The organism is Luteolibacter flavescens (assembly GCF_025950085.1).
GTDB classification, from domain to species: domain Bacteria; phylum Verrucomicrobiota; class Verrucomicrobiia; order Verrucomicrobiales; family Akkermansiaceae; genus Haloferula; species Haloferula flavescens.
Genome location: NZ_JAPDDS010000005.1, coordinates 125682 through 138569 on the forward strand (window position 1 = coordinate 125682; position 12888 = coordinate 138569).

10 protein-coding genes are annotated in these 12888 nt (G+C 65.7%); all 10 read right to left on the minus strand.

All coding sequences use genetic code 11. The annotated features are described in order from the left end of the window. Position 1: 1 nt before the first annotated feature. Positions 2-892 (minus strand): class I SAM-dependent methyltransferase, encoded by an 891-nt coding sequence (locus OKA04_RS10475; RefSeq protein ID WP_264501107.1) that lies wholly within the window; start codon positions 890-892, stop codon positions 2-4. Then, positions 889-1662 (minus strand): DUF268 domain-containing protein, encoded by a 774-nt coding sequence (locus OKA04_RS10480; RefSeq protein ID WP_264501108.1) that lies wholly within the window; start codon positions 1660-1662, stop codon positions 889-891. The genes OKA04_RS10475 and OKA04_RS10480 overlap by 4 nt, the downstream gene beginning before the upstream one ends. Then, positions 1659-4013, minus strand: a complete 2355-nt coding sequence (locus OKA04_RS10485; protein WP_264501109.1) for a glycosyltransferase — start codon at positions 4011-4013, stop codon at positions 1659-1661. Before OKA04_RS10485 ends, OKA04_RS10480 begins: the two co-directional genes overlap by 4 nt. Before the next feature lie 50 nt (positions 4014-4063). Beyond that, a complete protein-coding gene (locus OKA04_RS10490; RefSeq protein ID WP_264501110.1) occupies positions 4064-4849 on the minus strand; it encodes a glycosyltransferase family 2 protein in 786 nt (261 codons plus the stop codon). Positions 4850-4951: 102 nt separating this feature from the next. Beyond that, positions 4952-8368 (minus strand): sulfatase-like hydrolase/transferase, encoded by a 3417-nt coding sequence (locus tag OKA04_RS10495; protein ID WP_264501111.1) that lies wholly within the window; start codon positions 8366-8368, stop codon positions 4952-4954. A 207-nt stretch (positions 8369-8575) separates the two neighbouring features. Then, positions 8576-9253 (minus strand): response regulator transcription factor, encoded by a 678-nt coding sequence (locus OKA04_RS10500; protein WP_264501112.1) that lies wholly within the window; start codon positions 9251-9253, stop codon positions 8576-8578. 4 nt (positions 9254-9257) lie between these two features. Beyond that, a complete protein-coding gene (locus OKA04_RS10505; RefSeq protein ID WP_264501113.1) occupies positions 9258-10385 on the minus strand; it encodes an ATP-binding protein in 1128 nt (375 codons plus the stop codon). A 3-nt stretch (positions 10386-10388) separates the two neighbouring features. Beyond that, positions 10389-11306, minus strand: coding sequence for a glycosyltransferase family 2 protein (locus OKA04_RS10510; RefSeq protein ID WP_264501114.1), 918 nt, complete (start codon positions 11304-11306; stop codon positions 10389-10391). 4 nt (positions 11307-11310) lie between these two features. After that, complete coding sequence (locus OKA04_RS10515; protein ID WP_264501115.1) at positions 11311-12177, minus strand: sulfotransferase; 867 nt, start codon at positions 12175-12177, stop codon at positions 11311-11313. 51 nt (positions 12178-12228) lie between these two features. Next, positions 12229-12870: a class I SAM-dependent methyltransferase gene (locus OKA04_RS10520; protein ID WP_264501116.1), complete on the minus strand. Its 642-nt coding sequence runs from the start codon at positions 12868-12870 to the stop codon at positions 12229-12231. Between the last annotated feature and the right edge of the window lie 18 nt (positions 12871-12888).

The window sequence follows — 12888 nt, forward strand, 5'->3', positions numbered from 1 at the left end:
CTTACGAGGGTTTCGTCCACGTGATGAGCGTCACGCCGCCGAGGTGGTCGCTCGGGCCGAGCAGGTCGCTGGCGGGATCGAGCCTGGCGGGGATGCCTGCCGCGTGCAGCGCCGCGACGAGGGCATTGTCGTCACGGCCACCGATGGAGCGCGCGAAGACATTCGCATTGCTGACGATCATGCCCGAGGTGGATGCCCGGAGATAGCGACCGATGTAGTGGTCCTGCAACTCGCCGGTCAGCTCGGTGAAGGCGTAGTTCGAGATCACGCAGTAGTCACCGTCGGGTCCGCTGTCGGTGGCGGGTGTGGCAAATTCCGCGAGACCGTTTTCGCCCAGCATCTTCATGGCCGCCTCCGTCACCGGAGGCAGGTCCGCGAGCGTGGTGCGGGCACCGGAGACGATGGCATTCATCGCGGCGAGCCCGCCGTAGCCGACGCCGATCTCCACGATGGTGCCGCCTTGCTTCACCAGGCCGTGATCGCGCAGCCACAGCGCGTGGGAGAGGTAGCGCAGCGTGGTGGGGCTGTAGGGTGCGGGCGTGCCCAGCAGCAGCGCGGGCCACAGCACCGGATCTCCCCACGAGTTCACGGCGCGCACGCGCGGATCGCGGAGCAGTTCCGGAGCGGCTGTTAGAATCCTCCGCGCATGGTAGCGGCCATCGCTGGGGCCCAGCGTTTCCACCACCTCGCGCACCGCACGCTCGCGGCGGAAGCCCCGGCTGGTACCGCCGCCGCGGGCGAGCACGGCGCAGGCATCCGGCCACGCCATGGTGCCGGAGACACTGCCTTCGCGTCCTGCTTGGCCGGACTCGCCGAGGGTGTCCGTGGTCTTGCGCGAGCTCCACTCCAGCCAGAGGCGGTCGTGCAGCCTGTCGATGAATCTTCTTTTCACGGGGATGTGCGGATGGCGCAGAGGATGCCGACGCCTGCCTGGCAGCCGTGGTGATTCCGCGCTGCTTCGGACTGCCAATCGACCTCCGGGTGCAGGCGCGTGGCGTCGTCCACCACGGCGAAGCGCTCGATCTGCCAGCCGTCGCGGAACCATCCGGTCACGGTGGAGGCGGCGAAGATGCGGTGGGCATTGAATTCCACGCGCTCCGGTCCGATGGGGGTGGAGAGGTAAAAGCGCCCGCCCGGCTTCACCATGCGCTTGAGTTGCTCGAGGCCCTTCAGGTGCCCCAGCGGATCGATGTCGTCACCGTAGCGGCCGAGGCCGAAGTGCTCGATGGTGTGCAGGCAGGAGAGCGAGTCCGTGCAGGCGATCCACTCGGGCGGCAGCTCCGCGGAAAGGTCCACCTGGTGGAAGCGCACATTCGGCACCGCCACCGGCTGCGGGCGGATGTCCAGCACATCGACCTCGCGGAAGACGGCCAAGTGGCCGATGAAGCCGTCGAGCCGCGAGCCGACATCCACGTGGCGCTGCGGCTGATCTGTTAGAATCCACTTTGCGACTTGCAGGTCCTGGAAGAAGTAGGCGCCGAGGTGACCGGAGGACTCGCCGAATTCCGTCAGCATCGGCAAGTCATCGCCCAGCGGGATCGCGTCCGCTCCGGGCATGCCGCGATAGCGCTCGCGGTCGCGCGTGAAGCGCTGCCAGCCTGACACGGCGGTGGGAAAGCGCCGCGGGTCGAAGCCGGCGGCCCTGAGGATGGCTCGGATCATGATCGTCGGTGGGTGCGGGCCAGCTCGTGGAAGACCGTGACCATGTGGTCCGCCACGACGCGCGCGGAGTATCTTTCCCGCAGTGCCAGGCCCCATGCGCGCACTTGCTCCGGTGGCAGCGCGAGCACCTCGTCCAGCGCGCTGAAGAGGCTGGCCGGTTCGTCGAGACGGATGCCGCCGCGGCTTGCAGCATCGCCCAGCACTTCCTCGATCGAGGTGCCCAGCGTGAAGCAGACCGGCGTGCCGAGGAAGTAGGCCTCCACCGCGGGCAGGCCGAAGCCCTCGATCTCCGACGGGAAAATCAGCGCGCGCGCCCGCTCGAATTGCTGCTGCAGCTCCGCGTCATCGAGGAAGGGCAGGCGCTCCACCTGCGGGCAGGTTTTCGCGAGCTCCACCACTTCTTCCGGCATCCTGCCCACCACGTGCAGCTTCGGCAGGTCGGTGCGGGTGCGCGATGCCTCGGCCCACTGGCGGATCAGCCAGGCGGTGCGCTTGTGCGGCTCGCGCGAGCCGAGGTGCAGGACGTAGTTTTCCTTCTCCGGCGCGACCGGCTGTGGGACGCCCTCGTAGGTGCAGGGCTCGTAGGTCACGGTCACCGGCTTCGCGGGGATGCCGTGGCGCTCCATGAATCCCAGGATCTGCTCGCGCGCCGCTTCCGAGATCGTGAGGATGCCATCGGCGTGCCGCAGCGTGTGCTTCAGCATGTTCGCCCAGTAGCGGTACTCCATCTCCGTCCGCCACTCGGGATAGTGGTCCGCGTAGTACTGGATGATCGTGTCGTGGATGGTCACCGCGGACGGCGTGGCCATGGCATGCAGCCGCGGGAGGAAGCCCTTCGGGAAATAGAAGACACCCGGCGGATGGTCCTGCTGCCACAGCGGATGCAGGTGATCGGTCACCACCCGGGAAAATTTCCCGCGCGTGGTCCACGGCACCATCAGGGTCTCGGTGCCCGCCGGCATCTGCACGGACGAGCGCGAGGTGATGCCCTTCAGCCACAGGTCGCCGCGATCGGCCAGCTCCTTCAGCAGCACCTCGGTCATGCGGGAGATGCCGAGGCTTCGTCCAAGCTTCGGATTCTGGTCCGCCAGATAGACCTGCACGGTGAGCTTCGACGGAGCTTTGCGGACGTGGCCCGGGCCTTCCGCTAGGGACTCCAGCGTGGAGGTGATCGAGCGGCAGAAGTCCTTCCTGCCATAGCGGCTCAGGAAGGTCCCGCGGAGTTCCCGGTGGATCTCCATCCCGTCTCCGGCGAGGAGCGCGTCACAGCACCTGCGGAGCGCGTCGGAGAGAGCGGGCGCGTCGGCGACCGGGGCGAGGAATGGATAGCGCTCCGGCAGCACGCCCTGCACGCCGTCCGATGCCGCGGCCACGACCGCGAGCCCGGAGGCCATCGCCTCAGCCACCGTGAGGCCGAAGCTTTCCCAGCGGCTCGCTGCGATGAAGAGGTCGTGGCTCGCGAGGCAGTCGATCTTCTCGGCGCCCGTCACATAGCCCCTTTGCGTCACCGTCAGGCGCTGCGGGAAATTCCGCTCCAGCGATTGCAGGCGCTCGTCAAAGGACGTGCGGCACGCCGGCAGGATGCCGCCTGCGATGGTCAGGTCCATTTCCCAGGTCTGCGGCGCGGCGGCGAGGAAAAGCCCCACCGCATCCAGCATGTCGAAGAGGCCCTTCTCCACCGTGCCCACCGACATGTAGAGCGCGCGGAAGCGCGGGCTCGACTCGCCGACCAGCTCACGGGTGCGCACCTCGCGCTCGGCGGCGATCTTCTCCGCTGTCGCCTCGCACGGGTCCTCAATCCCGTTGTAGATCAGCTCCGAGGACTTCGAGTCGATGACCTCGGCGTCCTTCGTGGAATGTGGTGTCAGGACGATGGACAGGGCGGGCGACTCCAGCACCCGCGCGCTGATCCGCCGGGCGATCCGGTCCAGCCACTTCGGCCCCGGCAGCTTCAGACGATCCGAGCCGTGCGCCCATTCGCCATGTCCGATGGCGTGCCAGTGAAATGCGACCTGATGGTAAAAGGGCCGCAGGCAGCCGAGCACCAGCCAGTCCCGCAGCACCGCGCTCCACCGCACCGGGCCGGGCACGTAGTAGAGCACCCGCGGGCGGTGGCGCATCCAGAGGTAGAGCGCGCGCGTGATGAAGTCTCCCAGGCGCGCGAACTTCGTCCAGTTCGTGCCGCCGATGTCCTCCATCGTATCGGAGAAGCGCGCATTCACGTGATGCACCTCCAGTTCCGGTGTCTCCTCGCGCAGGCCATCCAGCATGAGCTTCACCATGCGGCTCTGCCCGTGCTCCGGCGGTGGGACCTGGGCGAAGACGACGATGCTGGGTGACTCGGACGGCACGAGAAACGGATTTCGGGGAAATACGGGAGCTCCCTTGCCCCCGCGGATTTTCAGTGAAGCCGGCGGTGCGCCATCCAGCGCTTCGCCACACGCCGCACCTGATAGAGCTTCCGCAGCCCCTTCAGCAAGGACGGCGAGCCTAGGAATGACGGCAGCTTGCGGGCGGCGATGTGCTCCCGCTGGGCGCGCAGCCCTTCCTCGATCATCCGCTGCCAGTGCTTCTGCGTGGTGCTCTCCTCATGCCAGCGGAATCCCGCCAGCGCCTCCGGCACGTAGCGGAAGCGGAATCCCGCCCGCGTGAGACGCAGGTAGTATTCCCAGTCCATGCAATTCCGGTAGCCGGTATCGAGCAGCTCGCCCGCTTCCAGCACGCGTCGGTTGTAAAAGGTGGCGGTGGAGGGGATGCAGCAGCCCACGAAGAGGAAATCCCACTCGTCCACCGGCGTGTCGTACTTCCGGCGGATCGGCGTGCCGTCTTCCTTCACGAAAACGCAGTCGCCGTGGATCACGTCCGCCTCGGGATGCGCGAGTGCGAGCGCTTTCACTTTCGCCAGCGCGCCGGGCAGCAGGTAGTCGTCGCAATTCAGCCACATCACCCAGTCGCCGGTGGCCTTGCGGAAGCCCTTGTTGATCCCGTCGCTCATGCCGTCATCCGGCTCGCTGGTCCACTGGAGGTGCGGGTAGCGCCGCAGCACGTCCAGCGTCTCATCGGTCGAGCCCGCGTCGGTCACGATGTGCTCGAAGTCGATGCCGTCCTGGGAGAGGACGCTTTCGATGCACTGCGGGAGGAATCGCCCCTGGTTGAAGCTCGGGGTGATGATCGAGAAAGTCATCATCGTCATAGAAAAAGCACGCCGGCGGGGAAGGCTTCCGGCGTGCTCGGGGCGGAGGTTTTGGGTCCTCCGGGGGAAGGTGGGCGGCGCAATGCGCCGTGATTCTTACGAGACTCCCGTCAGGCTCACCTTGAGCCGGAAGAAGCGGGGGCCTGGGCCCGACTGCGGGAGATCGACGGAAAGCGGTCCCGGCACTGCTGTCTCGCCCTGCGAAGGCGGCTGGATCCGGATGGGGCCCTGGCCGGGGATGGCCTGCCACGTGCGGAGATCGGTGCTTTCCTCCACCTGGTAGTCGCGGCCCGGCCTGCCGGTCCACTGGAGGTGCACATTCCCGGCGGAAACGGTGAACTCGTCCAGCTTGAGGCTTGAGTTGATGTCGTTCGGGTCGGTTCCGGCGATTTCCTCCACCTCGTCGGGGATGCCGTCGCCATCGCTGTCCCCGGTGGGGTTCGTCGGGACGGTCAGGAAGATGGGGCGGCTCTGGTAGAGCGACTGCACCTCGGCATCGGTCAGGGCACGGTCGAAGATGCGCACTTCATCCAGCTTGCCCTTGAAGTTGTAGCCGCTGTTGTGATTCGACCCGCCGATGCAGGGGACCAGTGAAGCGCCGGTTGCGAGCACGCGGCCCTCCGAGGACGAGATGGGGTCGAGCCGTCCGTCCACCCAGAGCTTCGTTTCGCGGACATTCACGTCCTCGCTGCCGTCGTGGTTGTCCACGACCACGGCCACGTGGTGCCAGCGTCCGTCATTCAGCGGGGTGGTGCCGGTGATGTGGCCGGTGCCATTGCCCACCTCCAGCTTCAGCGGCTGGTCGGAGGCCACGTTCGCCTGGTTGTCGAGCCGCACGAGGAAGCGTCCGCCGGTGATATTCGAGCCGTAGCTGAAGAGCGCCTGCAATTCCGGCGTGGATCTTGATGCCGTCTTCACCCAGCAGGCGAAGGTGCGCGGCGATTGTCCCGTCGGCAGCGCCATGCCGGGGAAGTCCACGCGGGCGTCGATGCCGTCAAAGGCCAGCGCCTTGTGGAAGCGGCCCGTGGTCCAGGCCTCGGCGGTATTCGTGAATCCGGCGAGAGTCCCGGTGATCGCCGTGCTGCCACCCACGCGGTTCACGCTGGTGCCTGCACCTTCCTCGAAGGGCAGCCAGATCTCGTTGTCGAAGAGCACCGTGGCCGCCACCTGCGAGGTGTGCTGGCTGAAGTTGTCGTTCGTGGCCACGTAGGGGAATTCGTCGTAGCCGAGGACGCCGTTGCCCGGGGTCAGCTTGAGCTGGTTGCCCGCGACGCCGGTGGTGCCCAGCAGCGTGGTGCCGGTCGAGAGCAGCGTGAGCGGCACCGCGCTCGTGTCGTTCGCGAGCACGTCGTAGGTGGCTTCCGTGCCGAGGCGGGCGGTGATGGCGTCCGGGCGGAGTTCCGGCGGCTGGCCTTCCACGAAGAGCGCGGAATTCGGCACCGCTTGCATGGTGATGCCCGGGCCCGAGTAGCGCAGGTTCAGCACGGGAGTGCCGGTGCGGTGGCGGTAGAAGAGGCGGATGGGGTGAAGGCCCGCCTGCAGATAGACCGGCTGCGAGGTCTTCGATGCGGTCCACTGGAAGTCATTGTCGATCACGTTCGCGTCGTGGACCCACAGGCTGCTGCTGTCGTTGGAATCCAGTGCGAAGGTATAGGCCCCCGTGGTGGGCACCGAGAGGTAGGCGGTGAAGGCCACGCCCGCATCGGTGGTCCGGGAGAGGGCGGCGGGGGTGATGGTGCCGCTGCGGCCTTCGCGGGTGGGGGTGAGGTTGCGGAAGTCGGGCAGGTAGTACCAGGTGCCCTCGTAAGTTTTCACGTGCGCGCCATTCGTCACGGACGGGAAGGTCACGGCGGGCATCGGTGCCGTGTCATAGGGGCGGGGGGCGAGGGCCTGCGGGATCCGCGAGGAGACGGCGATCGCCTGCATGCGTGCCTGCATCTCGGGCATCTGTGCGGCGAGGTTCGTGCCTTGGCCGGGGTCGGTCACCACGTTGTAGATCTTGAAGGGCGTGGCGGCGGAGCTGACGGTCATCCGCACTCCCATGAAGTTCCCGATGCGCACGGCCTGGCTCTGTCCCGTGGCTTCCCCGCGGTGATTCGGGAATTCCGTCCAGTTCGCGGTGGAGCCACCCGTCAAGTTGTACTCGAAGTAGAGGTAGTCGTGTTCCTTCGGGTTGGGCGCTTGCGTGAGCTGGGAGACCAGCGAGATGCCGTCCGTGTAGGAGGGTGCGGGAGCCGAGGCGAAGTCGGCGAAGGTGGCCAGCCAGTCCCAGTGGCCGGAGGGATTCGAGATCTGGCGGGGAGCGGCGATCTGGTTGGTGGCCGGGATGCGACCGGGCCACCATGCGATCGTCGGGGTGCGGATGCCACCTTCCCACAGGTCGCGCTTGATGCCTTCGAAGTTCGCGAATCCCTTGAAGAACCGGGGGTCCTGCCCGTCCTCGGCCGCCGGGCCGTTGTCGGAGGTGAAGACGATCAGCGTGTTGTTGTCGATATTCAGGTCACGGAGCGTCTGGACGATGTCCGTCACCGAGTCATCGATGCGGCGGACCATCGAGACGTAGCGGCGCTGCACTTCCGGCCAGGCCGGATTCACCGAGCTGTGGAGGTTGGCGATGTTGTCCACCTTCGCCGGGTCGTTCGTGGCCGTGTTCGCGTAGGAGGGGGCGCCGGTCCACTGGATGCCGCCGTTCAGGCCCATGCCCGCCGGGTAGTCCTTGGTCGGCGGGATCTGGTTCTTGAAGTGCGGGGCGTCGTAGGCGAGGTAGAGGAAGAAGGGCCTGTCCGGCGTCTGCTGGGTGTCCTCGATGATCGTCTTCTTCGCGTAGGCGGTGAAGACGTCGGTGGTGTAGAGGTCGACGTAGGCGTCACTGATCAGGCCGTATTCATACACCAGCTTGGCTTCCTTGTCGGTCGTGCCATTCCGCGGGTAGTGCTCGTGGGCGTGATAGTGGGACCAGTAGCCGAGGAAGCTGTCGAATCCCCGGATGAGCGGGTGGGCGGGCAGGTTCCTGGTATTGGGTTCAGTCCTGTAGATGGTGCCGGCGATCCCCGCCTTGCCGACGTGGACGGTGTGGTAGCCTGCCTTCTTCAGCACGGTGCCGATCGAGTGGTTCGATGGCAGCGGGTAGTTGAACTGGTTGTCGCGGATGTCCGCGTGCCCCTGATGCCGCCCCTGGAGGAGCGAGGCGCGGGAAGAGCAGCACACGGGCGCGCCCACGTAGTGGTGGGTCAGCATCGCGCCACCCGCCGCGAGGGCATCGAGCCCGGGAGTCGCGAATTTCTGCGTGCCGGTGCGCTGGTTTTGCCAGAAGCAGCCGACGTCCCCGTAGCCGAGGTCGTCGCAGTTGATGAGGATGATGTTCGGTCGCTTGACCTTGCTGGTGGCGTCAACCGGGTTCGTCCCCAGTGTCAGCTCCAGGCCGTCCGGGATACTGTCGCCATCGCTGTCCGCAACATTCGGATTCGTGCCGGTGTTTTGTGGGGAAACATAGACGCCGGAATTGGTTTCCACGGCATCACGGAGGCCATCGTCATCAGCGTCACCCGGAATAGCGAGAAGGCTACCGGCGGGGATGAGCAAACTGGCAACAACTAAACGAAACGGGCTGGGTTTCATGTTTCAGCCTCGTCACGATTCCGCAGTAAAGTGTTGATGTCGAGATTGTGGCGGCCTGATTCGGCGGTAGGGATTTTCCTGACAGGGGTAAGGCAACGCCCTTCATCCGGTGTTCCGGTGGACCCAGGCGATCGCCCGCTGGAGCAGCTCCGGGCCGTCCTTCAGGCCGAGCTTCTCCTTGATCCGTGAGCGGTAGGTCTCGATCGTCTTGGTATCCAGGAAAAGCAGGTCGGCGATCTGGCGGGTGCTCAGGCCCTTCCCCACGAGCTCGAATACCTGGAGCTCCCGGTCGGCGAGCTTCGAGACGATCTCCAGCGGTTCGCGGGAGGCGGACGAGTTCTTCCTCATCGAGCGCTCCAGCACCTGGTGGGTCATCGCTTCGCTCAGGTAGATGCCGCCGGAGAGCACGTGCCGGATCGCCTTCATGACGTGGCGGCTCGCCTGCTGCTTCGTGATGTAGCCGCGCGCACCCGCGTGGATGCAGCGCTCGGCGTAGATCATCTCGTCCTGCATCGAGACCACCAGCACCTTCACCTCCGGGTAGCGCGCCTGCAGGTCCTTGATGAGCTCCATGCCGAGCGAGGACTTCAGCGTGAGATCGACGATGGCGAGGTGCGGATGGACTGCGGCCACCAGATCGAGTGCTTCGTGGCGGTCCTCCGCCTCGCCGCAGACCTCGAAGTCGGCCTCGCGTTCGATGAGTTCCACCAGTCGCTCGCGGATCATCGGGTGATCGTCCACGAGCAGGATGCGGGTTTTTTCCTGGGGTATGTCCGTCATGGTTTCAGGCGGAGAAGGCGGCTTCTCCCAATTGGCAGGACACCACGGTTCCCCGCGGCAGGCGTGTTGAGATGCTGAATTCGGCCCCGATCAGGCGCGCGCGATACGCCATGATCCGCAGGCCCATGCCCTCGTGCTTCTTCGATCTCTCCGCGAGGCCCTCGCCATCGTCCTCGATGGTCAGGTTCACCATGCCCGCGGTGGAGGACAGCGAGAGCAGGATGTGCATCGCCTTCGCGTGCTTCGCGGCATTCACCACCGCTTCCTGGGCGATGCGGTAGAAATGGATGCCCACCGTGGGATCGCAGGGCGGGATGGGGCTGGGGCAGTCCACTGTGCAAAAAACCTGGAAGCGCCGGCACATCGTCGCTGCCAGCTCGCGCAGCCCGAGCTCCAGTCCCTCGGTCTCCAGCCGCACCGGGTAGAGTCCGCGGGCAAGGTTGCGCGCCAGGTTGATCGACTCGTCGATCATGTCGGCGATGCGGCTGGCGTCCTTGTTCGCCTCCACGCCGTCTTCCTCCAGGCGTGCCTGTAGCATGTTCGTGCTGAAGGCGACGCTCACCAACTGCTGGCACAGGCTGTCGTGCAGGTCTTGGCCGATGCGGATCTGCTCGCGGTCGCTGATCTCCAGCACGCTTTTTTCCAGCACGCGGTTCTCCGCCATCTGCTTCTCCAGCGCGGCGGTGCGTTCCTTCACGCGCTCCTCAAGCTGCGCATTCAGCGTGCGCGCGGCCGTCACCAGGCCGACCGCGACGAGGAAGGTCCCGCAGCGCATCAGCACGTTCCAGTACGGCGTGAAGGAATGGATCTGGCTCGTCTTCGCCGCCAGGTCCGCTGCCAGCCAGATGGAGGCCGCGAGCAGCGCGGCGGCGACCCCGGAGCGGAAGCCCGCGACGTGCGCCACCAGCATCACCGGGATAAGATAGAGCAGCGAGCCGCTCAGCTCCGGTCCCGAGATCCAACTGAAGATGCCGATGCAGGCGATGAGGAATGCGGCAAGGCACCAGACCCCCGTGACCGTCCACCCGTCCAGCATCCGCAGGCCCCGCGCCAAGAGGGGCAGTTGCAGGTCCTCCTCCGCCCGCGTCTTCGCAGGCGCGGCGTTGGCATGGTCTGGAGGAGGTGGGGACATGGCTCAGCCGGCGATGCGCTTTCCGAAGCTCCGGAGCACGCGTTTCATTTTTTGGAAAGTGCCCGCCGGTTGGGCGAGCGCAGCCTTTGCGAATTCGCAGGCGGCGCGCACCTTGCGGCCGTTCGCCGCGGCGTTCTTCGCATTCCGCCCGTGCGTCCACGCCGCCACATCGCGGGGACGTGGTGCGGGGATCTCGTCGGGATCGAGCGGGTTTTCCAGACGCCCGTCCCGGTAGGACTGCTCGGCCGCATTCATCTCGCGCAGCATCTTGTCCCCGCTGGCATTCGTCACCGAGGACATGCGGAGCCGGTACTCGATCAGCGGGTAGCCGGTGAATCCCAGCGCGCCGACCTTCTCCATGCGCCGCACGAAGATGGGGCCGTCCGCCGAGCGATAGCCCGGATGGAATCTCGCGGCACCCTCGCGCTTGAAGAAGAAGGTGCTCGGCAGCGTCCACAGCGGCGGGTCCACCGTGGTCTCGCGGTCCCACCAGTCGTGGGAAATGTAGCGGCCCACGCGGTTGCCTGCCTCGTTGATCAGCCACGCATCGGACATCAGCAGCGAGAGCCGCGGCTCCGTCGCCGCCAGCTTGCGGAAGGTCTCCACCTGGCGCTTCAGCGTGTCCGGCAGGAAGCGGTCGTCCGAGTCGATGATGGAGATGAAGTCACCGAGGGCCACATCGATGCCCGCATTCCGCGCGCCGCTGATGCCGAGGTTCTGCGGGAGGAAGACCTTCCTCACCCTCGCATCCTTCCGCACCATCTCGTCCAGATAGCCGCGTGAGTCGTCCTTCGATCCATCGTCCACCACGATCAGCTCGAAGGCGACTTCCTCGGACGCGAGCACGCTCTCGACCGCCCCGGTCAGCCAGGGCAAGCCGTTGTAGTTGATCATGACGACACTGACCAAGGGCGGGGTCATGGGGTCACTTCACGGGTGTGGGGTTGAGCACGCCTTCCGCCAGATCCCACAGCACCTTCATCTGGCGGTGGTCCGCCAGCTTCCGGGAAAGCGAGCCCAGCCATGGCAGGCGGGCGAACATCGCACGCGCGGACTCGTAGCCTGAGACCTGCGACGCGCTGAGATTCGCGATCTTCTCGTGGTCGCGGTTTTGGAAAGGCTTGTTGATCTCGGAGTGCCACGGGTTCTTGGCGGACAACTCGGCGACGCCGCTGCCGCCGGACTCCGAGCGTGCGCCGGACGAGCCCATCCACTGGATGAGATCGTCCATCTTCGAGCCGATGTCGCCATACTCCATGTGGCGCGTCCTGTCCGCCGGGTAGCCCTTGAATGCGGCCAGATAGCTCGACTCGAAAAATGCGAAGCGAGCGGGATGGCGGTTCTTCGCCCCGAAGTGGACGCGGAACTGCGACTCGAAGACATTGAGAGGATTCCGCCGCAGGACGAGGAAGCGTCCGCCGGTCTGCGCGGCGAACGCACTCGATCCCACGAGCCGCGTGAACTTCCACACCACGATGCGGATCTTCGACAGATCGCGCCCGGCTTTCACCGCCACCGCGGATGCCAGCGCATCCAGGGTCGCTTCCTTGTCGTCACGGATGCACTTCTCCGCTTCGTCCACCGTGAGTGGAGAGCCATCCGAGCAGCTCACCACGAAGAGCGCCGCGATCCGCCGCGAGTCCTGCCACTCCGCGGCGGTCACACGCGAAAGGGCGGCTGGGAAGAACGACTCCGGCAGGCATAGTACATCCTCCAGTTGATCGAGCAGGCGGGTGAGCAGGGTGCTCCCGCTGCGGGGGAGCGATGCGATATACAGCTTCTGGAACCTCATCGGGTGAATGTCGGCTTTGCAGGGAATGTAGGTGTCACTTCCCGTCGGGGCTTACCTCTTCTGTCCGATGATCAGGAAGCTCCCGTAGATGGACAGGCACGGAAAGCGGTCGCCGAATTTCCGTATCGCCTTCCCGGATCCCAGGAGGCGGACATGATTGAAGCCATGCATCATCATCCGCTGTTTCAAAAGCTTCGGATAATGTTGGGTCAGGTGTGATGCTCCCAGGACCGAGCCTTTGTTCCACCGCATTTTCAGGGAGTTCGGATTGGGCGTGGTCATCATCAGGTGACCGCCTACCTTCAGGATGCGCTGGAACTCGCAGAGCGTGGGATCGACATCGGAGGGATACAGGTGCTCGAGGAATTCCCCGGCGACGATCGCGTCGTAGGTGAGGTCGTCGGCCGGGATGCTGGTGGTCAGTCCGTGGACATTGGAAGTGTAGGCGGCGGGCAGCGCGGTGAGTCGCTCGGCCACGCAGTCGAGGCCTCCCAGCTCGATGTCCGGACGGATCTCCTTCAAGGCGACACCCCCGCGCCCTTCGGCACATCCCACATCCAGTATCTTCCTGGCGTCTGCTGGAAGGTACTTTGCGAATTGGGCATACCGCTCCGGCGTGAAGGAGTCGATCAGCGCTTCGTGCTGCAGCGCGTTCTCCTTCGAGTAGCTGTCAATTCGATCGGTGGTGGACATGTATTGGGGAAGAGTTCG

What these genes read in the sequence shown, in the direction of transcription:
- OKA04_RS10490 (WP_264501110.1), bottom strand. Translation starts at nt 4,849, where the DNA reads ATGATGACTTTCTCGATCATCACCCCGAGCTTCAACCAGGGGCGATTC.
- OKA04_RS10480 (WP_264501108.1), bottom strand. Translation starts at nt 1,662, where the DNA reads ATGATCCGAGCCATCCTCAGGGCCGCCGGCTTCGACCCGCGGCGCTTT.
- OKA04_RS10500 (WP_264501112.1), bottom strand. Translation starts at nt 9,253, where the DNA reads ATGACGGACATACCCCAGGAAAAAACCCGCATCCTGCTCGTGGACGAT.
- OKA04_RS10510 (WP_264501114.1), bottom strand. Translation starts at nt 11,306, where the DNA reads ATGACCCCGCCCTTGGTCAGTGTCGTCATGATCAACTACAACGGCTTG.
- OKA04_RS10515 (WP_264501115.1), bottom strand. Translation starts at nt 12,177, where the DNA reads ATGAGGTTCCAGAAGCTGTATATCGCATCGCTCCCCCGCAGCGGGAGC.
- OKA04_RS10505 (WP_264501113.1), bottom strand. Translation starts at nt 10,385, where the DNA reads ATGTCCCCACCTCCTCCAGACCATGCCAACGCCGCGCCTGCGAAGACG.
- OKA04_RS10520 (WP_264501116.1), bottom strand. Translation starts at nt 12,870, where the DNA reads ATGTCCACCACCGATCGAATTGACAGCTACTCGAAGGAGAACGCGCTG.